Here is a 22,465-nt window from a genome sequence, read left to right as displayed (position 1 = left end):
AGCTTTTTGTTTCCGCAACAATCATTGTCTTGCACACTCCTTATCTTTTCGACAGTGGGTTGGGCCCCAACTTGTCGAGCCTGGCTTTGAACTCGGCCATCAACCTGCTGAATTCCCCCGTGCTGGCTGGTACACCGAAGCAGACGATGCGATCGGCACCGACACCGGTTGTCTCAAGAATCTTCTTTACCTCATTCGTGCGTGCTCTAACCAAATTGACGCCTTGTCTGTGGCGGTACTTCTCCTCCTGGCAAGCAAGGACAGCTACGCCGTCAACGCCGTTCGTAATTGCGCGTAATAAGTGACGCAAATCAAGGCGACTCGTACACATGAGGTTTATCATATTTATACCTGCCATGCTTGGTGTTACCAAAAACGAGGGGTTCTTAACCGTTGGCATTGCGTACTGACAGCCAAACACCGTTACACCGCTTACGCCCGCATCAATTTGTTCATCGATCCGAGTATCGTGGTTGAACGCGATGTCAATCGCAAGGCCTGGGCACACACTAGCACAGAGACCGCACGCCCCGCAGTTCTCCCGTAAGAAGTCTGCAACACATTCCGCTGTAATATACGGTGCACCGTATGGACAGATGCGCAGGCAGCTCAAGCACGCCGCACAATTTTCCATGCGTCCAAGTTTGGCGCCGCGGCTACAGTTCATGCAGCGGCCCGCCTCGTACATGGCGGTAGCAATATCGAAGCCCCCTTCTACCTCCGCGAAGCTTTTCACCCGGATTGCGGGATCAAGCACCGGCAGACTGTTTTTCGGTAGCTGCGGTATCATACTGATTGTAACCTGCGGTATCCGGCCGATGGACGTTGATCTGAGAGTTGGCACCGGTTCAGCTTTACCGGTGGTTAAATACGTTTTTATCGCTATTACGGCGTCGTGGGCGTTGCGCATCGCGGCCACTGAAGAGCCTGGACCTATGACAACCTCGCCGCAGGCGAAAACGTTCGTGAGATTAGTTTGAAACGTTGCCGGGTTCCACCGGATGCGACCGCGCTCATCAACCTCAAGTGAAGTGCCGGTAAATCCGGTCATGTCCGCGCTCTGGCCGATAGCGAAGATTACATTGTCAGCCTCAAGCTCTAATAATTCGCACTCGTTATAAAGCGGTTTAAACATACGATCCGCATCAAAGACCTGCGTGCAACGCTTAAACACAATGCCTGCAACCTTGCCGCCTTTGGCAACAATTTCTTTTGGTCCCCATGAGGGGTTAATCCTGATGCCTTCCTCGGCCGCCTCAGCAAGTTCCCAGCTAAACGCAGGGATCTCCTCAAGACACTCAAGGCAGCACAGGTTAATCTCCTCGGCGCCAAGGCGCTTTGCACTTCGGGCAACATCGAACGCAACGTTGCCGCCACCGATGACGACAACGCGCTTGCCGACCGTGGCGTTGTTGTTAAAGTTTGCTTCCTGCAAGAACGGTAACGCAAGCAGAACGCCGTCGGCATCATGTCCCGGGATCGGGATCCTCCGACTTAATGAGAGACCAATGGCAATAAGCACTGCGTCGTACCCCTTGACAATATCATCAAACTGCACGTCGTGGCCGACCATCGTATTGCGCTTAATGGTGACGCCGCGGGACTCAATCGCCGCAACGTCTTCCACTACGATGTCCTTTGGCAAACGGTACTTCGGCACACTGGTGTAGATCGCGCCGCCACACTCATTGTTCTTCTCGTAGATGGTGACGTCATAGCCGTCTTTGGCAAGGTCAAACGCCGCAGTTAAACCAGCCGGACCACCGCCGATAATTGCTACCCGCTTTCCCCTTGTTTTGGAGACCGGGTCGTAACGCGGCACATCCCTACAGACATCCGCCACAAAGCGCTTGATTGCACGAATATTGACCGCGCCCTCAACATCGTTTCTACGGCACTCAATCTCGCACGGGTGGTGGCAGATGCGACTCAATGAGCCGGGAAGCGTGCAGCGCTCGCGCATCACTTCAAGTGATTCCTGGAAGCGGCCTTGCGCGGCGAGAGTGACGAACATTTGCACATCCGCGTTTACCGGACAGGCGCTTGTACACGGCGGTTTGATGGGTTCCTCACATGCCCACTTTTCACAAGCTTCACCTCGTAAAGTAAACTTTGATTTTGTTTTCATACTAGCTGCTTGTCCTTTTCGCACTGCTATCACCCCGATTCTTCTCATTCATCTAATTAAACCGGTGCCCAACAGATGGTCAGCACATGGACTCAAGTTGTTTATCGCCAACATTTAAAATAATCTCTGTGATATCAAGATTTAGGCGCGGCAGCAATCTGGCGCCCTTGATGATTTCCGGCAAAGCCGCTGGCCAATAACTATCATATCGGTTCACCGATCTCCTTTCTATTCTCGTTTTAAGAGGACTCAAACCTGATGTTCGTGAGCAGTACAGTCATGTGAATCATATTTTGGACATCCTGCTTCCAATGAAGTCGATTCGGATTATTGTAGTAATAATCCGAAAATTCCTTCTGGTATTTGCCTTCATCGCAGTAAATCAAGCCCTGGGCCGTATCCAAGACTACGGCAATGACAGTAGGTGTTTGTTTTTGCCCGCCTATGTATTGCTGCTCCAAAGTGTTTTAACGTAAGCCTTTCCAAGCATGCTTGCAATCTTATTTTAAATTATCGCGCATTAAATTCGTATAAAAATTAGATACCATTATATTACAAAAGAATAAAAAACCCGCTAACGCGGGCCTTGGGATTTCCCTTGGCTTTTCTTTTTATTCGGTTTTCGCTTCCTGGATACCGGTGATATGACGAATCATCCTTTCTAGGCAAGCTCTCGCCATGCTGCCTTTGCAGATTTTTTTATTGTAAGTTTCCCGTCTTTTGGGCAGACTTCCCCCTTGTATTCATAATATGAAATTCCTCGATTTCCTTTTCGACCATCTTACGGATGCGAGATCCGTATTTAATTTTAAACCGCTCCCAATTCTTATGCTGGTCGAAGAAGATTCGTCGTAAAATATTTTTGTCCATAACCTTACAATACCACAACACTCAAAAAAGGGCTACCGACTGGTAACCCAAAAACTTATACTCCCTTTCTTATCTTACTAAAAAACAAAATGAAGCCTTCCTGCTCATAAAAACAGAAAGGCATAGTAATATGAATGGACAAATATTTAACTTAACGCATTAGAGGTATTAGCAGAAAGGTAAAACTAAAGCTATGACAGTAAAGATAAAAAGTAAAATTCCGACTAAGCCGTTGCGCATAAAATACCGTTGAGTAACCTGCCCTAAATCGGCCGGACTAATGATCAAATGCTGATAGATAAGGACAGTTGCCGCCAAAGCTACTCCCGCATAGTACACTACGTGCAGTTTTAAAAGAGCGCCAACAAGGGTAAAACCAACGATACTCAGCCCATGCATAACTCCTGATAGCCTGAGAGCGCCCTTGACACCGAACCGCACCGGTATGGAGTTTAAGCCATGGGTTTTGTCAAAGGATACATCCTGGCAGCCATAAATGACATCAAAGCCAGCAATCCATACCCCTACCGACAATCCCAGGATTATGACAGCCGGCGGCATATTACCCTTAACGGCTATCCAGGCACCCACAGGTGCTACTGAAAGTGCCAGACCCAAAACCAAGTGACAGGTCCAGGAAAACCGTTTCATATAAGGGTAAATTACTAATGGCACAAGCGCTAGCGGCCATAGCTTTAAACATAAGGGATCAAGCTGGGCGGTAGCCAGTAGAAATAGTAACAAGCTAACAATAATGAGGGCAATAGCCTCCCACGGCTTAACCTCCCCGGTAACCATAGGCCGTTTGGTGAAGCGTGGATGCAGACGGTCATACTTTAAATCGATAAAATTATTAAGAGCCAAAGCAGCGCTGCGCGCTCCTACCATGGCTAAAGTAATCCACAAAAGATCATGACCGCTGGGTAAACCGTCAGCAGCCAAAAATGCGCCCATATAGGCGAATGGCAAAGCAAAAATCGAGTGGGACAAAGCAATATTGTCAAGGTGGGCTTTCAGCTTACTCAATGCCCAAATCCTTCCATTTGGCATCAACCAGTTTCTTAATGTCCTCAGACATGGAGATTTCATCAGGCCATTCGCGGGTATGCCCTTCCTCCCGCCAAGCCTTGGTAGCATCAATCCCTACTTTTGTCCCCCAGCTAGGCATTGGTGAAGAATGATCCAGCACGTCGAGCGGCCCGTCCACCATAACAATATCACGCCGGGCATCAATATTGTTAAACACCCGCCACCATACCTCATTCATATCCTGTACATTAACATGAGCGTCAACGACAATGATCATCTTGGTAAACATTGCTTGTCCCATACCCCATATCGCATGCATAACCTTTTTAGCATGTTGTGGGTAACTTTTGTTGATTGACACTACCGCACAGTTATGGAATACACCCTCAAGCGGCAGATTGATATCAATGATTTCCGGCAAGTGCGTTTGCAGTACCGGCAGAAAAATACGCTCGGTAGCTTTGGCCATAAAACAGTCTTCCATCGGCGGCTTGCCGACAACGGTTGCAGGATAGATTGGGTTCTTACGGTGCGTTATACAAGTGATATGGAACACCGGATAGTTATCAGCAAGTGAGTAGTAGCCGGTATGGTCGCCAAAGGGGCCTTCTACCCGTAATTCGTCCATATTTACATAGCCTTCAAGAATTATTTCCGAACCTGCCGGCACCTCAATATCAACTGTTTCGCACTTGACCATCTCCACCGATTTTTTTCGCAAAAAACCGGCAAAGACCATTTCGTCAATATCGCGCGGCAGCGGTGCAGTCGCCGAGTAAATAATTGCCGGGTCGCCGCCGATAGCAACAGCTACTTCAATCTTATCTTTGCCCAGTTCCCGGTGCGCCCGGTAGTTTTCAGCACCATTTTTATGAATATGCCAGTGCATGCCGGTGGTCTGATGATCAAATACCTGTAACCGGTACATACCGACATTACGCTTACCGTTTAACGGATTTTTAGTAAACACGAGAGGCAGTGTAATAAAGCGGCCGGCATCGCCAGGCCAGCATTTCAATATCGGAAATTTGTCCAGCGAAGGCTTGTCCTTAATAATCACTTCTTTGCACGGTGCAGTTTTTACATATTTAGGAAAATTAATAGCCCGCTTGGCCGCCGGAATAATTTTAAGCAAATCAAGTTTATTTTGTAGTGAGATATACGGCAGCTGCAAAATTTGTCGTATTTCCTGGGCAATATCATCAATTTTTTCTACACCGAGCGCCAAAGCCATACGTTCCATGCTGCCAAAGGCGTTTATGAGCACCGGTATATCATAACCTTTAACATTCTCAAATAATAAAGCGACATTTTTATCTCCCTGCATCTTGGAGACTCTGTCAGTAATTTCAGTAATTTCCAGTTCACAGTCGACAGATTGGGTTATGCGTTTAAGCCAGCCGCGCGACTCAAGTGCCGCAATAAACTCCCGTAGGTCGTTATAGGCCAAGTTCAATACTCCTTTCGCCGGGCTATTTACGCAAAATGTATTTTACGATTAAGATACTTATTTCATATAACAATATCATGGGAATAGCTACCATGGTTTGCGAAAAGACATCAGGCGTTGGTGAAATTACCGCCCCAATTACAAAAGACATAACCAGCACTATCTTGCGCTTGGCAGCCAAAAATGCCGAACTAATAATCCCCACTCTGGCCATTACCAGAATAAACAGCGGCAGTTCAAAGATAAAACCAAAAGGTAACAAAAAGGAGATAACAAACGACAAGTATTGTCCGATTGAAAACATCGGCTGCAGGTTTTCGGTGGCAAACCCCATAAAAAATTTAATCCCGGCCGGTAATACCAGATAGTATGAAAAAATCAAACCGGTAAAAAAGAAGATAATGGAGGAGGGCACCAAAAATATTCCTGCCGTACGTTCGTTATTCGTCATGGCAGGCACAATAAAGGCCCACAGTTGGTACATCACTACCGGCAGCGCTAATAAAAAGCCGGCAAAAAAAGAAACTTTCAAATATGTAAAAAAAGCTTCTGCCGGATTCATATAATAGAGCTTACCTGCCGGCGCAGTTATCAAAGCTGTTATCTCGGCTGCATAAAAATAACAAATGAGGCTACTAACAGCAATAGCAGTAATCATCACTATCAGCCGGCGGCGAAGCTCCTCCAAATGGTCAATCAGGGACATCGTACTTTGGTCCTGAGTTGTTTCCTCATCTTCTTCACGTTCTTCCTGCGTAACTCTATCGCTGTAGATAGCACCTGTACTGTCAGCCGTTTCCGGCATTATTGATTTATTGTTCTCATCCTGCGTGTACTCTGGCATTAAACACCCTCACTTTTTTTCGTCAGGCTGTTTAGTATCGGATTTGGCCTCAACTTTCACCGGCTCTTCCCTACCATTAGTTATGTCACTGCTGGCCCGGCGGAATTCTTGAATTCCTTTACCGATAGCCTTACCAACTTCAGGAAGTTTTCCCGGACCGAAAACAATAAGCGCAATTATCAATATTAGCACTAACTCCGGCATACTAAAACTAAACATTAATACCATCCCCTTTTTCAAAATTACACCTAGTATTATTATACCTGCCAGTCCCCAAAAAAACAATGCAGCAAAGGAACAGCAAAAAACGGCCCCCTGTTATGTCCGGTTAAGGCTCATTACGATGGAAAGCCGTAATCTTCGTTAGGAATTTGCGATATTTCTTTGTCCAACTGCTTCTTTGAAGAAGTTATTTGGCCGGTTTTTATTTTTATAAGCACATCCTCAACCAAATCGAGATGCTCACGCATCTTGCGGTCGAATTGTTATAACTCCCATCATTTCCAGAACACTGAACGCCTCACGCACTGACGCCCGACTGACATTCAGCTTTTCGGCCATTTCCCGCTCTGACAGCAATTTATCCCCTGGCTGCAATTTGCCGTCGACAATGAGCTTCTTGATTGTCCGATGATTTCCTCATATACTTTTTTGGTTTTAACCGGCTTAAACATAGTTCCTCCGCAGATCATGCTAGTATTTACGCAGTCCTACAAAATCTGCTACCGCCAATAATGCTTCTCTCACAGGGTTGTTAAGTGTTGCCGGCAGAACTCGGCGGGCATGCTGCAAATATTTATTAACCTGTGCATAGCTGTATTCCACAGCCTTTGTCTGATGGATTATTTCCAAGCCGCGTTTGACATCATCGTCAGACATAAATTGTTTTTCAATTATACTTCGCAGTTCCCCGCCACGCGGACTGTTCTTTAAAGCATAGATAACCGGCAAAGTTACTATACCCTGGCGCAAATCGTTACCAACCGGTTTTCCCAGTTGCTCAGCCGACGCCGTAATATCCAAGATGTCATCAGTAATTTGAAATGCCATGCCAATAGAATAGCCATATTCCCGCACTTGAACGGCGTCGCCTTCATCCATGCCACCCGCTATGGCGCCCAACTCGCAACTGGCAGCAATAAAACCGGCTGTTTTCTGGGCTACTCTAAGCCGATAATCGGCCTCATCCTGATCAGGGTTAAAGGCCTCTTTCAACTGAACAATTTCACCTTCACACATAGTACAAATAACATTGGTCAAAATTTTCAGCATTTTATTGTCGGTATTATCTGTCAGTAACGAAAATGCCTTGGCCCACAAATAATCACCAGCCAGCACTGAGCTGTGGTTGCCCCAGCGAGCGTTGGCCGTCGGCCGGCCACGGCGGGTAGCGGCATTGTCAATGACATCATCATGTACCAATGTAGCCATGTGTATAAGTTCAATAGCAACCGCCATCGGCAATATCTCAGTTGTATTAGGAGATCCACCACGGGCACACAACAGATACAAGGCGGGCCGTAAGCGTTTACCGCCCGCCTGTACCAAATGCACAGTTATGTCATTGACCAAATCCACCGGCGATTGTATTATAGAGCACAGTGCCTTCTCAACAGCCTCTAAGTCGTCCTGAATTATAGTAAATATATTGGTTGGAAATTTACTCACTAGATAATCACCCACAAGACAAAGTCTGTTTCTATAATACACCTTTTACCGGTAATAGTCTACAATGTTAGTTGGGTTTTACTTATTTTTTTCTACACGGATTGCACAGTCCGGACAAACCATTTGGCAAATGCCGCAGACAATACATTTTTGCATGTCGGCTTCAACACGCGGTGTGCCGTATACTCCGAGGTCTTCCGACCATGATATGCATTTTACCGGGCATTTCTCAATACACAGGCCACAGCCTTTACACAAGCTGGGGAAATTAGCCCAGAAGCCTTTCTCGCTCTCGTATTTTGCAGATTTCCAGTTAACTTTAGCCATTTTTTCCCCTCCTTACATTGCGTTTTTAATAAGTTGATAGCCGCGTTCGAGAGCTTTGAAGTTCATATCACGAAGTTCGGGATTTTTCTTAAATTTGTCACCCAGTTTGGTTTCCAACGCTTTTTTAATGCTGTCCATCGGCAGCACTTCTGTTGCTGCAATAACAGCGCCCAGGATAATAATATTGAATACACGCGGGTGCAGTTCGTTCTTGGCTATGTCGTTCGCAGGAATGGCCACAATTTTTTTGACCTCGGGAATCTCCGCGGAATCAATTCCCGGTCCCGGTTTAGTAAAAGAGCACGTCTTAGGCTCACCGGCAATCAAGTCTTGGGGCAGGTCAGCATTGGGATGTTCAGCGGTAGGGCAAGGTGGCGTTACATCAAAATACTGCAGGCCGACAATGTTGTCTTTTACTTCGCCTTCTTGAATAAGCGAATTGTCATAAATATATACTGTATCTTTACCGGCGTACATTTTGGTCCGGCTTACGGCACGCGGACTAACCGGAATCAGAATATCGGCTTTCTGGAATTTCGGTGCACCAATATCCCCATCGCTAACTTGGACAAAGGCGATGGATACGCCACCGCGCTGTTCTACGCCGAAGTTTGGAATATATAACGCGTTCTTTCCTTCTTCATTAGCGGCTTCGGCCAAAATTTCGGCAATTGACTGAACTCCTTGGCCGCCTTCACCGGCTATTGCTACTTTAAAGACTTTAGCCATTGTTTAGCCCTCCTTCGGTTGTGGCGTTCTAAGTTCGCCGACTTTAAAGAATTGAGCCATATCTTTTTCAACAAACTCCCAGGTTTGCTTAGCATTAGTCCGCCAGTTGGTAGGGCACGAGGAAAGACATTCTACGAAAGAAATGCCATTGCCATCAATTTGGTTTTGCAGGGCTTTCTTAATGAAACCTTTAAGTTGACGCGGGTTAGCAATTGTTCCGCGGGCAACATAGGCTCCTTCGGGAGCAACAGCAGCAACCATTTCCGGCCCTTTGGTCGGATACCCGGCCTGTTCTACATCACGGCCATAAGGAGTGGTCTCAGTCTTCATGCCGGGGAGAGTGGTGGGAGCCATTTGTCCGCCGGTCATGCCATAGTTACAGTTGTTGCAGAGGATAATGGTAATTTTCTCGCCGCGGACAGCAGCGTTAAAGAGATGTTGCGAACCGATGGCATAGCCGCCGCCGTCCCCCATGTAAGCAACGCCAATAATGTCAGGGTTGGCCCGCTTCATACCGGTAATTACCGGGGTGGTGCGGCCATGGTGAGTCTGTACTGTATCCACATTGAAAAAATCCCAAGCCAAGAGCGAACAACCGATATCACAGCCAAATACCATCTTTCCCTTAATCCCCAGTTCATCAATGGCCTCGCCAAGACACTTGAGGATAATACCGTGGCCGCAGCCAGGACAAAACTTATGTGCTTTAGTATCTTCATTCCAGCTTGCAGGCATAGCAGGCTGAAGAACATTGTTTTCTTTCAGTTCTTGCATGTTGGTCCTCCCTCCTGTTTTTACAGTTTGTTGTATTCTTCCAAAATTTCTTCGGTAGTTATGCCAACGCCCGGACGAAGCATTGGAACAATCTCAATGGTGCTGCCAAAGATTTCGTGCTGAACAAGCTTCACAAGCTGTCCATAAGCCGATTCCGCAACAAGTAATTTTTTGGCGCCTTTGATAGCGTCTTTAAGTTGTTTACCGGGGAAGGGACGAACAGTGATCGGACGGAAGTAACCAACTTTTTTGCCTTGGGCCCGCAATTGGTCATAAGCTGTCAAAGCGGCGCGTGACACGATACCGTGAGTAACAATAATCGCCTCGGCATCTTCACAGCCTTTGGCGTCCCATTCAACAATTTCTTCGGCCATCTTATCCCAATCGCGCTGGTTCTTCATAACCACTTCATATAGTTCGTCCTCGGTATTGTAGGTGTTACGAAGGTGCTGAATCTGACGGTCAGGTTTCTCAGTATTGCCAAGAAGCGGCTCTGGTTTAACCAGTTTAATCCCTTTTTCTTCGGGGTCATATATAGTGAGCGGTTCACGCATTTTCGCCTGATAGCCGTCGCCCAGGACGAATGTCGGAAAACGGTATGTCCAAGCAGCATTAAAAGCTTTAATGGTGTAATCAAACAGTTCCTGGTGAGTTGCAGTGGAATATACAATGCGATGACCTTCGCCGTTGCCGCCGAAAGTGGTCAAAGTAGTTTCTTGTTGAGCATAAATAACAGTAGCTGTTGACGGACCTCCCCGCTGCTGAATGATGTAAACAATAGGCAGGCGCATCATTTCGGCCATACCGGCAGATTCTTGCATAAGAACATTGCCAGGACCGGCGGTAGCAGTAAATGCCTTTCTCCCTGAAATTACACCGCCAAGAGTAGTAAAACCGGCAGAGATCTCGTCTTCGGTCTGGAGGAAGCGTTTGCCATACTTGGGCGCAAGTCTTGTCCAGTAATGCATTATTTCATTTTGTGGTGTGATTGGATAGCCATACATAATATCGGCTTTAGCTGCGACTGCAGCCCAGGCACACACCTCATTGCCTGTCATAAATACTCTTTGTTCACCTTTCAGTGAAACGTCGGCCATAAAAGCACCTCCTGAAAATATGTAGCCTTGTTACTATCAGCCGCATTGCTGATCTATTGCTTCAGGCCACAGCCTGACTGCCGCCCATGCGGCGTCCCATGGACAGCAGTCAAACTCCGGTTACATATATTATTTTGAAGAAAATGTAAAACCATTATACAATGTTATGGGTGGGGATCATCCCCACCCTCATAGCATACCCAGCATGTAGCAATTCTATATATTCGGCAAAATTCCTGCTTGTATTCCCGGAAAATTTTACCGTATTGCTACAGAATCATCCATGTCAGGACGTAAGCCTGAGCAAACGTCATCAATCCGACGATAACAGCTGAAGTCATTATGTTCCAAATAGTCCAAAAAAGTTATTATTTTCATGAAAATCAGTCATGACCACCCGTAAAACGGGTGGCTTGATTACGCCCTATAAGGGCAGGGTACTAGCTGAGTCTCAAGACTCACTGAAAAAGTCCGCCAACCGCATAACCTTTTCAGTCAGCCCCTAAAGGGGCTCTTTTTATGACTTTTTTACTGGCTCACCCGTAAACGGGTCTGTCAATTCCTTTAAACTTAATTGGTCGGCAATTATATCTTCTTGTAATTGCTCTCGGATATATTTTGCTATTGCCTCTTTATTTCGTCCTACCGTATCCACATAATATCCTTTGCACCAAAAATGCCTGTTCCCGTACTTATATTTCAAATTCGCATGTTTATCAAATATCATCAACGAACTTTTCCCTTTTAAGTACCCCACAAAAGACGCCACACTGATTTTCGGTGGTATACTTACTAGCATGTGGATATGATCGGGGCAAGCGTTGGCTTCTAGAATCTCTACTCCTTTGTACTCACATAGCTTCCTTAGAATCGCACCTATATCCGCTTTTATTTTTCCGTATATCACCTGTCTCCGATATTTTGGTGCAAACACGATGTTAGTGTAAAATTATTGTAGGAATTTTTGATGACAAAATAGAAGAAGACAGCACCGTCCCTAGCCCGGACGAGTAACCAAAAATTGATTACTCAGAGGTGTTGTCTTCTATGGAAATTATTCGTGTTCTCATGCCAATATTCCTTTCTATCGTCGAAATGGTTTTAAATAGTTTATCAGGAAAAATGGGTTTTGAGGAATTTCAGCGGAAATTAGCTGATAAACTTCATGAAGTAGGCCGTGAAATCACCAAGCAGGTTTTAGAGGAACTGGATCAACAGATAAAAAACGATAAAAGGAAACGATCTGGGTGGCAGGTTTGCCGGACTGGAGACAGTAAGGAAATCGTCACCTGCTTTGGCGCCGTAAGCTACAAAAGGACATACTACCGCCATAAAGAAACGGGGGAATATGCCTACCTGGTTGACAAGCAAGTGGGCTATACAAACCATATGCGGGTAGATAATAACGTGAAAGCAAAGCTTGTGGCAGGCGCGGGAGAACTGGCTTACCGAAAAAGCGCGCAGAAGGTAGCGCAAGAATGCGGAGGCGTAACCGTAAGCGGTCAAACGGTTTTGCGCGCGGTGCGTGAATTTGAACAACCCATAAACCCAAAACCAGACGAGCGCAAACGCGTGAAAACCCTGTATATTGAAGCCGATGAAGACCACGTAGCCAGTCAACACGGGCGTGCTATGGAAGTGCGGTTAGTATATATTCATGAAGGTTGGCAGCAAGAAGAAAAGCGTCGTAGTTTGATTAACCCAATCTACCTAAGCAGCGTAGATGAAGATGCCGATACGTTCTGGGAACGGGTGTGGGAAACCGTAGATGCGCGTTATGACATCGATCAAATAGAAACAGTGAACATCCTGGGAGACGGAGCAGCGTGGATCAAAAGTGCAATCCAAGTATTTCCGAAAGCGAAATTTATTTTGGACCGGTTTCATTTGATGAAATATATTCGCCGGGCAGTAGGTGGCAATCATGAGCAAGGCAAGGCCTTGAGGGGAGCGCTCAGGTTTGGGAACCGTGAAAAGGCACAAGAAATCATAAAGGAACTGTTAGCTGCGGCGGCCACAGAGAGTCGGAAACAGGCCATATTAGAGGCGTGGAGATATATCCAAAACAATTGGGAAGCAATGACCGAACTATACCGAAAGAAAGAAGTAAAGTGCAGTGCGGAAGGACATGTCAGCCATGTACTGTCGGCGCGACTGAGCAGCCGGCCCATGGGCTGGAGCCGTGAGGGTGCCAAGCATATGGCCAATATACGCGTATGCCAGGCAAATGGGCAAGAAGTAGCCGAGGAATACCTAAACCAACAACGCATACGTTCGCAAGCATTGCCGGTATTGACGGTTGCCAAAGAAACCATAGAAAAACAGAGGAATAGCCTAAAAGCAGCTCGTGAGGTATTGGACAATATTCCGGTATTAAAAGGGCCAAAAAGCTTTTTGTATGAGGCGCTGCAGGGACTCTCTTTGGCTCTTGCATAAAAATTATGTTAACTCGTCCAAGGACGATGTCTTTTTCAAAAAAATTCCTACAGTGTCTTGACACGATCAACACGATATGATATTTGCACCGCCATTTACTATGTGCTAAACTCTTAGTATCATCCATTGGATGCGCCTCCTTTGTTCAGAGTTATGCGGTCGGCAAACCTGCATTTATTCTAACAAAGGAGGCTATTTTTTTCGACGTATAGCTATAAGCTTTTTGGAACCACATGCATAGCATGTGGTATTCTGCTTACGCAATAAAGGGACAACGCCTGCCGCGTCGCCCCCCCTATTCGACTTAACCCAATAATGCGCCCAGAGCTATGGACATAATCTTCGCCTCATGAGTGTCGGCCCGCGATGTTACTACCACTGGTTTGGTTGCTCCCAGCACCAGACCGGCAATTTTTCCACGGGCAATATACACCAATGACTTACCTAACATATTACCGGCTTCAATGTCAGGTGTAACCAGGATATCGGCCCTCCCGGCCACTGGGCTGTTAATACCTTTGTGTTTGGCTGCTTCCCTGTTTATGGCATTATCAAGAGCTAGCGGGCCATCAACGATTGCGTCTTTAAATTGGCCCCGGTCAGCCATTTTGGCCAGTGCCGCTGCGTCAAGCGTTGCCGGCATATCAGGATTAACTACTTCCACTGCCGCCAGAATGGCTACTTTAGCTGGATTAATGCCTAGCACTTTAGCCAGTTGTACGCTGTTTTGAATAATATCAGCTTTTTGCTGCAATGACGGCGCAATATTCATTCCGCCGTCAGTCACCATGAGTAAGCGGTCAAAACCGGGCACTTCATACACCGCGCAATGACTAAGCACTCTTCCTGTTCTTAGGCCAACCTCTTTATTAAGCACTGCCCGCAGTAAATCAGCGGTATTGATAAGACCTTTCATAAGCACATCAGCTTCACCACCGGACACTAACGCCACAGCCCGGTATGCTGCTTTGCGGTCATCTGGTTCGTGAATCATCTTGACATCCTCAAGGCTAACGCCAAGTTTGTCTGCCACCGCTTTAATTTTATCAATATCTCCAACCAAAGTGAACTCGGCGATTTTTTGTTCACGTGCCGCCTGAACAGCTTCAAGTACCGCATCGTCTTGCGCGGCAGCTACCGCTACCCGTTTGGGAGGTTTGTCTTTTACAGCATTAAGTATATCCCCAAAGCTTTTGAGGACTTTATCGGTCACTCTGGCCACTCTCCATTAGCGTATTCGGGAAAATAATTCATGCTGGTCTTTTTCCATTCCCGTGTGCTAAACAACAAGGTATAGCTGTCAAGTCCCGCCATTTGGGCCAACTTTAGGGCTAAAGCTTTACACTCATCCCGGGTATGGGCATGCAGCATGGTATAAAAGTTATAAGGCCATTCCGGCTGCGGAATACGGGCATAGCAGTGGGTAACAGCTTTGCAGCCCGACATAAGCCGGCCAACCTCATCCAGGCGAGTTTCCGGCACTATCCATGCGCACAGTGCGTTAGCAGCATAGCCTATTTCTCTGTGTTTTAAAACGGCGCCCATTTTACGGAGTTTTCCAGCTTTTTGGTAATTATTTAGTTTTGTTAACAATTCATCTTCACTTATGCCAATACGGGCAGCAAGTTCCTGATACGGTTCCGCCACTAAAGGAAAATCATCCTGCATGACAGCGATGATTTTTTTATCAAGATTATCTAGCATCAGCTTACCTCTATAAATTAAATTCAACGCTTACCTTGTACTTTTCAATTGCCGGCAGACTAATAAGCCCTTCTACTCCCGGAAGGTTGCGGATGTTGGCCAGTGTCCGGTCTTGTTTGTCCTGATCGGGGGTAAGGAGCGTAAACCAAAGGTTATATTCGCCTTCCCGCTCGTAATTATGCGTAACACCCGCATAGGCATTAATGGCTTTGGCAACAGCTTCCAACTGGTCCGGACACACCTTAACGGCTGCCAGCGTACTGACATAGCCCAAGCAGGTGGAATCAAAAAATGCCCCGATACGCCGGATGTAGCCATTGGCTTTGAGCCAGGACAACCGTTCAAGCACAGTAGTTTCATCAGTCTCTAGCCATTCAGCCACTCGGCCAAACGGACGATGCTCAATAGGCAACCTAGTTTGAATAATGTTAAGCAACTCCTTGTCAAAGGCGGTCAACATATAAATCCTCCTGACTGAACAGTGCCGTTCCAATTAAGTAAAGGGAACAGCCGGCCGACTGTCCCCTCCGTATAGCAATATTATTTTAGCAAAATATTCTTAATAACGTCAAGGAGTTCATCACGGCCGCCGCCATTAACTGCTGAATAAGCAATTATATTGCCGCCAGGATTTAGTCCAGCCATGTTAATATTTTTATTGATTACCTGCAAATGCTGATGCACACGACTTTTGGCAATCTTGTCAGCTTTGGTCGCCACCACTTGAACATTCAGTCCGTGCTCCACCAGCCAACGATAAACGTTAATATCGCTTTCCATGGGCGGATGCCTGACATCAATAAGTTGGCACACCAGTTTAAGCCGCGCTGAATTGAGCCAGTATTCCTCAATAAATTTTGACCAGGAGGCGCGTGCCGCCTGCCCTCTTTTGGCATAACCATAACCGGGCAAATCGACCAGCATAAATTCCAGCCGCGATTCGTCAGGCATTTTACCGGTAATCCGGAAATAGTTAATAGTCTGCGTTTTGCCTGGTGTACTACTAGTGCGGGCCAATCCATTACGACGGCAGAGTGAGTTGATAAGTGATGATTTTCCGACATTGGAACGTCCTATGAAGGCAATTTCACTCAATTCTCCTTCAGGATACTGGCTGGCGTTGACAGCCGAAGCCACAAAACTGGCATTAATTATATTCAACTGAGAAGCAGCCATTATTCACTCACCAAAGCTGTTTTTAGCACTTCATCCATATGTTCTACCAGAATAAACTCCAGGTTACGTTTGACATTAACCGGGATTTCATCAAGATCTCGCTTATTTTCTTTGGACATAATAATTTTTTTTATGCCTACCCGGTGGGCGGCCAACACTTTCTCTTTGATGCCACCGACAGGTAGCACACGACCACGAAGAGTAATTTCCCCTGTCATTGCAACATCACTTTTTACAGGCTTACCGGTTAGTGCGGAAGCTACGGCTGTGGCCATGGTAATACCCGCTGACGGACCATCTTTGGGAATAGCCCCTTCAGGCAAGTGAATATGAATATCAAGCTTTTCATGAAAATCTTCTTCAATACCCAGGTCTTTGGCACGTGAACGAATATAGCTAAATCCGGCCTGAGCCGACTCTTGCATGACCTCGCCCAGTTGACCTGTTAACGTTAATTTGCCTTTGCCCTTCATGGTCGAGATTTCCACTGCCAATACATCACCACCCACTTCAGTCCAAGCCAGGCCGGTAGCCACCCCTACTTGATTGGCTTCTTCCGCTTGAGCATGACGATATTTTGGGGCCCCTAGGAAAGTATGAAGGTTTTGCGCAGTAATTTTGATCGTAGGGCCTTGTTCTTGAACGATTTTACGAGCGGTTTTGCGACACAAGCTAGCGATATTGCGTTCGAGATTTCTTACCCCTGCTTCGCGTGTATAGTCGCGAATAACTTTTTGGATGGTTCCCTCGGAAAAAGTTATTTGTTTAGAAGTTAGACCATGGTCAGACGTCTGCTTGGGAATAAGATACCGTTTGGCAATTTCAACTTTTTCTTCTTCAGTATAACCAGCAATAGTGATAACTTCCATACGGTCTAATAGCGGTCGCGGGATGTTATGCATAATATTGGCTGTAACAACCCACAGTACACGCGACAGATCAAACGGCAACTCTATATAATGATCACTAAATGAGTTATTTTGCTCAGGGTCGAGAACTTCGAGCAAGGCTGCTGATGGGTCACCGCGGAAATCGACGCTCATTTTATCAATTTCGTCCAAGAGAAACACGGGATTTTTTGAGCCGACAGTGCGCATTCCTTGAATAATCCGGCCAGGCAACGCGCCGACATAGGTACGGCGATGACCTCTGATTTCAGCTTCATCCCGCACCCCTCCCAATGAAACACGTACAAATTTACGTTCCATAGCCCGGGCAATTGAACGGGCTAATGAAGTTTTGCCGACACCAGGCGGGCCAACAAGACATAAAATTGGGCTTTTCATTTTTTCTGTCAACTTGCGGATGGAGAGATATTCTAATATGCGTTCTTTAACCTTTTCCAAACCGTAGTGATCTTCATCAAGTATTTCTTCAGCAGCTATAATATCAAGACGGTCCTCGGTCTCAATATTCCACGGCAATGCCAGCAGCCAGTCAAGATAGGTACGAATTACACCACTTTCCGCCACCATCGGCGGCATTTTTTCCAGGCGGTCAATTTCTTTGTTAATTTTCTCTGCTACTTCTTTGGGCAAGTTTTTTTCTTTAACCTGCTGGCGGTATTCCTCGACCTCAGCAGTCCGTTCGTCTTTTTCTCCTAATTCTTTTTGGATAGCTTTGAGTTGTTCACGTAAATAGTATTCTTTTTGCGTTTTTTCCATCTGTTTACGGACACGGACATGAATTTTTTTCTCAAGTTCAAGAATCTCCATCTCGCGACCGATAATCTCACATAGACGTTCTAGACGGTCGGTAACGCTAATCGCTTCTAAGAGTGTTTGCTTATCTTCAATTTTAAGTGACAAATGACTGGCGATAAGATCAGTCAATCGACCGGGTTCTTCAACTACGACCACTGACACCAACGTCTCAGGCGGGATTTTTTTGCTCAATTTAACCCATTGCTCAAACTGATTAATAGCTGTGCGGGTAAGTGCCTCAATTTCAGGTGTCTTAGATTCAACTTCCATAAATTCGCGAATCTGAACCTGGTAATAGGGTTCGAAACTAATAAACTCTTCAATTTCACCGCGGTGCAGGCCTTCAACCAGCACACGGATAGTGCCTCCAGGTAATTTTAACAACTGCTTGATTTCAGCGACAGTACCCACCGAAAAAATTTCATCAGGTTGAGGGGTATCATTTTGTGCATCTTTTTGTGTGGCCAACATAATAAACCGGTCTTGAACCATTGCTTCTTCTAAAGCACTAATGGATTTTTCCCGGCCGACGTCCAGATGAATAATCATATATGGAAAAACTAATATGCCCCTCAGCGGCAACAGTGGTATTGTACGTCGTTTTTCTGCCAACATTGCTTCCTCCCTTCGGTAACCTGCGGTATTTAATCAATGTAATAGTATTTTCAACACCGCTAATTAAAATATTCTGAGTGTTTGATAAAAAATCCTTTTCTTTACCAACAATAACAGCCGGGATTTTACCCGGCTAATTTATTTTATTTATATTTTATCGACACCGGCAGCTGCCAGCACTTCCGGCATAACCGCTGGCGCATCCTGCTTAAGAGGTTCACCAGACTTAACTAAAGCATAGTTTAATACATCCTGTAGCTTTTCAACAGGAATAACCTCAATGTCCATATCATTATACAGTTCTTGCCAGTTGTCCCTGGGAATGAGCACCCGGCGTGCACCTGCCTGTCTCGCAGCCGCTACTTTGGCGCTGACGCCACCTACTGCTTTAACCAGGCCGCGAATAGATATTTCACCGGTCATGGCGACATTGTTATCAATAGGGACGTTGTTTACAGCTGAATAAATTGCCGCTGCTACCGACACACCGGCTGACGGTCCGTCAACAGGAATGCCGCCGGGAAAATTAACATGTATGTCATATTTATGATATTCAATGCCAAATTCTTTGGCCAATACTGTAAGTACATTGTCAAGCGAGCCTTTGGCCATGCTCTTGCGACGCATGGTACGGCCCGGCGAACCTATTTCTTCTTCATCAACAACGCCAGTGACAGTAAGCTTGCCGGTGCCATAGTTGTTGGGTACAGCCGTTACTTCCAGTTCCATAAGCATACCGATATTGGCGCCATATACTGCCAACCCGTTAACCACTCCAACTTGAGGTTTTAAGGGAATTTTTTTCTCGGGGCGCGGGCTGTACTGGCCAAAGTTAATTACCCATTCCACGTTAGCTTGAGTAATCTTGCGTTCCATTTTGTTACTACTCTGGACAATACCAGCGGCAATCTGGACAATGTTAACGGCTTCCCGGCCGTTGCTAGCATAACGTTTGATAACTTCCAATGCCCCATCGTCAATGGTGTAGCTGATTTTTTTTACAGCATTCTGAGCTACTTTGCCGATTTCTTCGGGCAGGAGCGGCCGGAAAAATATCTCGACACACCTTGACCGGATGGCTGGCGGGATATCTTGCGGCATACGGGTTGTAGCCCCAATGAGGCGAAAGTCTGCCGGCAAGCCGTTCTGGAATATGTCGTGAATGTGCTGCGGTATGTTGACATCTTCGCTATTGTAGTACGAACTGTCCAGAAATACTTTCCGGTCTTCCAGCACCTTTAATAGTTTATTCATTTGGATGTGGTGAAGTTCCCCAATTTCATCAATAAACAGTACGCCGCCATGAGCTTTAGTCACGGCTCCAGGTTTTGGCTGGGGAATTCCGGCCATACCCATTTGCCCGGCGCCTTGATAAATCGGGTCATGCACTGTACCAATCAGCGGGTCAGCGATGCCACGCTCATCAAACCGAGCAGTAGTAGCATCAAGCTCAATAAATTTTGCAGTAACTTTAAAAGGTGAACAATCGTTTCGCCTTGCCTCATTCAATACTAGGCGTGCGGCGGCCGTTTTGCCTACGCCAGGGGGTCCGTAAATTAAAACGTGTTGGGGGTTGGCACCACACAGCGCTGCCCGAAGCGCTTTGAGCCCATCTTCCTGGCCGACAATTTCGGAAAAGTCGGTTGGCCGTGTTTTTTCAGCCAACGGTTCGGTTAAGGATATCTCCCGCAATTTTTGCAGTTTGTCCATTTCTTTTCTGGATTCGCGTTCTACCGCTATTCGGTTGCCTTGCTGAGATTTAAGCAGGTTCCAAAAATAGAGCCCGATAACCACGGCAAAAAACAACTGAATCACACTAATAACATTAACAGCATAATCCAAAATTCCATGAACCTCCTTTCCCGGGCAAACAGATTTTGATTGTTTTAATGTACATGAGTCTAGTATAGGCAATGTGCACTATTTTATCCTGGCAAAACCCGGAAGACAACTGCAAGAAATTTAAAACTCATTAAATAATTAAATAAAAGAGGAGCCTCACGGCTCCATAATTGATTAAGCAGACTCTTCTTTTTTCTTGTTTTTGCGTTCAACAGCCACAAGCATCGGTTCTTCTTTATTAACAATTACCTCTTTTGTGACAATGCATTTAGCAATGTCCGTCCGTGAAGGAATATCATACATAACATTGCGCATAACACCTTCGATAATAGCTCGAAGACCCCTAGCACCGGTATTGCGCTTTAACGCTTCGGCAGCAATAGCTTGCAAAGCATCTTCTTTAAATTCAAGTTGGACATTGTCAATTTCCAAGAACTTCTGATATTGTTTGACCAGCGCATTCTTAGGCTCAATCAAGATACGCACAAGCGCGTCTTCATCCAGAGCGTCAAGAGTAACAATTACCGGAAGACGTCCGACAAATTCGGGGATGAGACCAAATTTCAGGAGGTCTTCAGGCAAAATATTTTTCAGTATCTCGCCCAATTGCTTCTTTTCTTTACTACGGACCTCGGCGCCAAAACCCATAGATTTTTTGCCTGTCCGGGCGCTGATAATTTTTTCGATGCCATCAAAAGCGCCGCCGCAGATGAAGAGAATATTGGTAGTGTCGATTTGGATAAATTCCTGATGCGGGTGCTTACGCCCCCCTTGAGGCGGTACGCTGGCTACTGTACCCTCAAGAATTTTGAGGAGGGCCTGCTGGACCCCTTCACCAGAAACATCCCGGGTGATTGAGGGGTTTTCAGACTTGCGGGCAATTTTATCAATTTCGTCAATGTAGACAATGCCTTTCTCGGCTTTTTCCACATCATAATCAGCAGCCTGAATGAGTTTTAAAAGAATGTTTTCGACATCTTCACCCACATAGCCGGCTTCAGTTAACGAAGTGGCGTCAGCTACGGCAAACGGAACATTAAGAATTTTAGCAAGTGTCTGAGCTAACAGCGTTTTGCCGCTGCCAGTTGGGCCAAGCATAATGATGTTCGATTTCTGCAATTCTACGTCATCCATTTTAGCCCCTAGGTTGATACGTTTGTAGTGATTGTAAACAGCCACCGCCAGCGATTTTTTGGCTTCTTCCTGACCAATCACATACTGGTCAAGAATGTCTTTAATTTCTTTGGGCTTGGGTACATCTCTGAGTTCGACATCCATGTCCTCACTCAGTTCTTCTTCAATTATTTCATTACAAAGCTCAATGCACTCATCGCAGATATATACGCCTGGCCCGGCAACAAGCTTTTTCACTTGTTCCTGCAGCTTACCACAAAATGAACACTTCAGTTGACCCCTGTCATCACCGAATTTCAACATATTACCACCTCTCTACTTGGGAGTCTCCTTCTGTCTGTCACCCCGCACCACTACTGCATCAATGAGGCCGTATTCTTTTGCTTGCTCACTAGACATAAAGAAATCACGTTCGGTGTCATTTTGGATTTTTTCCATTGGTTGACCAGTATGGTGAACAAGAATGCTATTTAGTTGTTCCCGCAAACGGAGAATTTCCCGGGCATGGATTTCAATATCGGTGGCTTGCCCTTGCGCGCCACCAAGTGGTTGATGAATCATAATCCGGGAATTAGGAAGTGCATAGCGTTTGCCTTTAGCCCCGGCAGTTAGGAGTAAAGCTCCCATACTGGCGGCAAGTCCCAGACAAATAGTAGAAACGTCAGGCTTAATGTACTGCATAGTGTCATAAATAGCAAGTCCTGCCGTCACCATCCCGCCCGGACTATTGATATACACATGAATGTCTTTATCTGGATCTTCCGACTCCAGAAATAACAGTTGAGCGATTACAAGGTTGGCCACATTGTCGTCAATCGGTCCGCCGATAAATACAATACGGTCTTTTAATAGCCGCGAGTAAATATCATACGCCCGCTCGCCGCGGTTAGACTGCTCTACTACAATTGGCACATAAGACATGACAAATCACCTCAAACG

At 46.1% G+C, this 22,465-nt stretch carries 22 protein-coding genes; 1 reads left to right on the top strand and 21 read right to left on the bottom strand.

What is annotated here, in order from left to right:
- Positions 1-40: 40 nt before the first annotated feature.
- The 13 genes from SCACP_RS06545 to tnpA form a co-directional block, all read right to left on the bottom strand.
- Positions 41-2,128, bottom strand: a complete 2,088-nt coding sequence (locus tag SCACP_RS06545; RefSeq protein WP_425060549.1) for an FAD-dependent oxidoreductase — start codon at positions 2,126-2,128, stop codon at positions 41-43.
- Positions 2,129-2,207: 79 nt separating this feature from the next.
- Entirely contained in the window at positions 2,208-2,345 is a 138-nt protein-coding gene (locus SCACP_RS06540; RefSeq protein WP_425060548.1) for a hypothetical protein, read from the bottom strand.
- Between the two features lie 821 nt (positions 2,346-3,166).
- Positions 3,167-4,024 carry a UbiA-like polyprenyltransferase gene (locus SCACP_RS06535; RefSeq protein ID WP_425060547.1) on the bottom strand — a complete coding sequence of 286 codons (858 nt, stop codon included), beginning with the start codon at positions 4,022-4,024 and terminating at the stop codon, positions 3,167-3,169.
- The gene (locus SCACP_RS06530; RefSeq protein WP_425060546.1) at positions 4,017-5,477 is read right to left on the bottom strand and encodes a menaquinone biosynthesis decarboxylase; all 1,461 of its coding nucleotides are present in this window, start codon (positions 5,475-5,477) and stop codon (positions 4,017-4,019) included. The genes SCACP_RS06535 and SCACP_RS06530 overlap by 8 nt, the downstream gene beginning before the upstream one ends.
- A gap of 22 nt (positions 5,478-5,499) precedes the next feature.
- Positions 5,500-6,321 (bottom strand): twin-arginine translocase subunit TatC, encoded by an 822-nt coding sequence (gene tatC, locus SCACP_RS06525; RefSeq protein ID WP_425060545.1) that lies wholly within the window; start codon positions 6,319-6,321, stop codon positions 5,500-5,502.
- Between the two features lie 9 nt (positions 6,322-6,330).
- Positions 6,331-6,540 carry a twin-arginine translocase TatA/TatE family subunit gene (gene tatA / locus SCACP_RS06520; RefSeq protein ID WP_425060544.1) on the bottom strand — a complete coding sequence of 70 codons (210 nt, stop codon included), beginning with the start codon at positions 6,538-6,540 and terminating at the stop codon, positions 6,331-6,333.
- A 243-nt stretch (positions 6,541-6,783) separates the two neighbouring features.
- Positions 6,784-6,900: a GntR family transcriptional regulator gene (locus SCACP_RS06515; protein WP_425060543.1), complete on the bottom strand. Its 117-nt coding sequence runs from the start codon at positions 6,898-6,900 to the stop codon at positions 6,784-6,786.
- Positions 6,901-7,014: 114 nt separating this feature from the next.
- Positions 7,015-7,989 carry a polyprenyl synthetase family protein gene (locus SCACP_RS06510; RefSeq protein WP_425060542.1) on the bottom strand — a complete coding sequence of 325 codons (975 nt, stop codon included), beginning with the start codon at positions 7,987-7,989 and terminating at the stop codon, positions 7,015-7,017.
- Positions 7,990-8,067: 78 nt separating this feature from the next.
- The gene (locus SCACP_RS06505) at positions 8,068-8,316 is read right to left on the bottom strand and encodes a 4Fe-4S binding protein (RefSeq protein WP_425060541.1); all 249 of its coding nucleotides are present in this window, start codon (positions 8,314-8,316) and stop codon (positions 8,068-8,070) included.
- A gap of 12 nt (positions 8,317-8,328) precedes the next feature.
- Complete coding sequence (locus SCACP_RS06500; protein WP_425060540.1) at positions 8,329-9,045, bottom strand: 2-oxoacid:acceptor oxidoreductase family protein; 717 nt, start codon at positions 9,043-9,045, stop codon at positions 8,329-8,331.
- Positions 9,046-9,048: 3 nt separating this feature from the next.
- Positions 9,049-9,819, bottom strand: coding sequence for a thiamine pyrophosphate-dependent enzyme (locus SCACP_RS06495; protein ID WP_425060539.1), 771 nt, complete (start codon positions 9,817-9,819; stop codon positions 9,049-9,051).
- A gap of 20 nt (positions 9,820-9,839) precedes the next feature.
- On the bottom strand, positions 9,840-10,916 hold the full coding sequence (locus SCACP_RS06490) for a ferredoxin oxidoreductase (protein WP_425060538.1): 1,077 nt from the start codon (positions 10,914-10,916) through the stop codon (positions 9,840-9,842).
- A 517-nt stretch (positions 10,917-11,433) separates the two neighbouring features.
- Positions 11,434-11,853: an IS200/IS605 family transposase gene (tnpA, locus tag SCACP_RS06485; RefSeq protein ID WP_425061337.1), complete on the bottom strand. Its 420-nt coding sequence runs from the start codon at positions 11,851-11,853 to the stop codon at positions 11,434-11,436.
- A gap of 110 nt (positions 11,854-11,963) precedes the next feature.
- Here tnpA and SCACP_RS06480 point away from each other — a divergent pair, with 110 nt between their 5' ends.
- A complete protein-coding gene (locus SCACP_RS06480; protein WP_425059090.1) occupies positions 11,964-13,352 on the top strand; it encodes an ISLre2 family transposase in 1,389 nt (462 codons plus the stop codon).
- Positions 13,353-13,656: 304 nt separating this feature from the next.
- Here SCACP_RS06480 and ptb read toward each other — a convergent pair whose 3' ends face one another.
- From ptb to clpP, 8 genes are all read right to left on the bottom strand, one after another.
- Entirely contained in the window at positions 13,657-14,565 is a 909-nt protein-coding gene (gene ptb / locus SCACP_RS06475; RefSeq protein WP_425060537.1) for a phosphate butyryltransferase, read from the bottom strand.
- The gene (locus tag SCACP_RS06470) at positions 14,562-15,056 is read right to left on the bottom strand and encodes an AsnC family transcriptional regulator (protein WP_425060536.1); all 495 of its coding nucleotides are present in this window, start codon (positions 15,054-15,056) and stop codon (positions 14,562-14,564) included. Before SCACP_RS06470 ends, ptb begins: the two co-directional genes overlap by 4 nt.
- A 10-nt stretch (positions 15,057-15,066) precedes the next feature.
- The gene (locus SCACP_RS06465; protein ID WP_425060535.1) at positions 15,067-15,516 is read right to left on the bottom strand and encodes an Lrp/AsnC ligand binding domain-containing protein; all 450 of its coding nucleotides are present in this window, start codon (positions 15,514-15,516) and stop codon (positions 15,067-15,069) included.
- An 80-nt stretch (positions 15,517-15,596) separates the two neighbouring features.
- Positions 15,597-16,232 carry a ribosome biogenesis GTP-binding protein YihA/YsxC gene (gene yihA, locus SCACP_RS06460; RefSeq protein WP_425060534.1) on the bottom strand — a complete coding sequence of 212 codons (636 nt, stop codon included), beginning with the start codon at positions 16,230-16,232 and terminating at the stop codon, positions 15,597-15,599.
- A complete protein-coding gene (lon, locus tag SCACP_RS06455; protein WP_425061336.1) occupies positions 16,232-18,547 on the bottom strand; it encodes an endopeptidase La in 2,316 nt (771 codons plus the stop codon). The genes yihA and lon overlap by 1 nt, the downstream gene beginning before the upstream one ends.
- A 150-nt stretch (positions 18,548-18,697) precedes the next feature.
- Positions 18,698-20,392 (bottom strand): ATP-dependent protease LonB, encoded by a 1,695-nt coding sequence (gene lonB, locus SCACP_RS06450; RefSeq protein WP_425060533.1) that lies wholly within the window; start codon positions 20,390-20,392, stop codon positions 18,698-18,700.
- A gap of 174 nt (positions 20,393-20,566) precedes the next feature.
- Complete coding sequence (gene clpX, locus SCACP_RS06445; RefSeq protein WP_425060532.1) at positions 20,567-21,829, bottom strand: ATP-dependent Clp protease ATP-binding subunit ClpX; 1,263 nt, start codon at positions 21,827-21,829, stop codon at positions 20,567-20,569.
- A 12-nt stretch (positions 21,830-21,841) separates the two neighbouring features.
- A complete protein-coding gene (gene clpP, locus SCACP_RS06440; protein ID WP_425060531.1) occupies positions 21,842-22,447 on the bottom strand; it encodes an ATP-dependent Clp endopeptidase proteolytic subunit ClpP in 606 nt (201 codons plus the stop codon).
- Between the last annotated feature and the right edge of the window lie 18 nt (positions 22,448-22,465).

The sequence above is a fragment of the Sporomusaceae bacterium ACPt genome (genome assembly GCA_041428575.1).
Taxonomy (GTDB): domain Bacteria; phylum Bacillota; class Negativicutes; order Sporomusales; family Sporomusaceae; genus Sporomusa_D; species Sporomusa_D carbonis.
Note: the sequence above shows the minus strand (reverse complement) of the source record. Positions and strands in the feature narration are given on the sequence as shown.

Coding starts and splice junctions, on each gene's coding strand:
- SCACP_RS06505 (WP_425060541.1), bottom strand. CDS start 8,316: ATGGCTAAAGTTAACTGGAAATCTGCAAAATACGAGAGCGAGAAAGGC.
- SCACP_RS06480 (WP_425059090.1), top strand. CDS start 11,964: ATGGAAATTATTCGTGTTCTCATGCCAATATTCCTTTCTATCGTCGAA.
- clpP (WP_425060531.1), bottom strand. CDS start 22,447: ATGTCTTATGTGCCAATTGTAGTAGAGCAGTCTAACCGCGGCGAGCGG.
- SCACP_RS06495 (WP_425060539.1), bottom strand. CDS start 9,819: ATGCAAGAACTGAAAGAAAACAATGTTCTTCAGCCTGCTATGCCTGCA.
- SCACP_RS06490 (WP_425060538.1), bottom strand. CDS start 10,916: ATGGCCGACGTTTCACTGAAAGGTGAACAAAGAGTATTTATGACAGGC.
- yihA (WP_425060534.1), bottom strand. CDS start 16,232: ATGGCTGCTTCTCAGTTGAATATAATTAATGCCAGTTTTGTGGCTTCG.
- SCACP_RS06545 (WP_425060549.1), bottom strand. CDS start 2,128: ATGAAAACAAAATCAAAGTTTACTTTACGAGGTGAAGCTTGTGAAAAG.
- tatC (WP_425060545.1), bottom strand. CDS start 6,321: ATGCCAGAGTACACGCAGGATGAGAACAATAAATCAATAATGCCGGAA.
- clpX (WP_425060532.1), bottom strand. CDS start 21,829: ATGTTGAAATTCGGTGATGACAGGGGTCAACTGAAGTGTTCATTTTGT.
- tatA (WP_425060544.1), bottom strand. CDS start 6,540: ATGTTTAGTTTTAGTATGCCGGAGTTAGTGCTAATATTGATAATTGCG.
- SCACP_RS06465 (WP_425060535.1), bottom strand. CDS start 15,516: ATGTTGACCGCCTTTGACAAGGAGTTGCTTAACATTATTCAAACTAGG.
- SCACP_RS06500 (WP_425060540.1), bottom strand. CDS start 9,045: ATGGCTAAAGTCTTTAAAGTAGCAATAGCCGGTGAAGGCGGCCAAGGA.
- SCACP_RS06470 (WP_425060536.1), bottom strand. CDS start 15,056: ATGCTAGATAATCTTGATAAAAAAATCATCGCTGTCATGCAGGATGAT.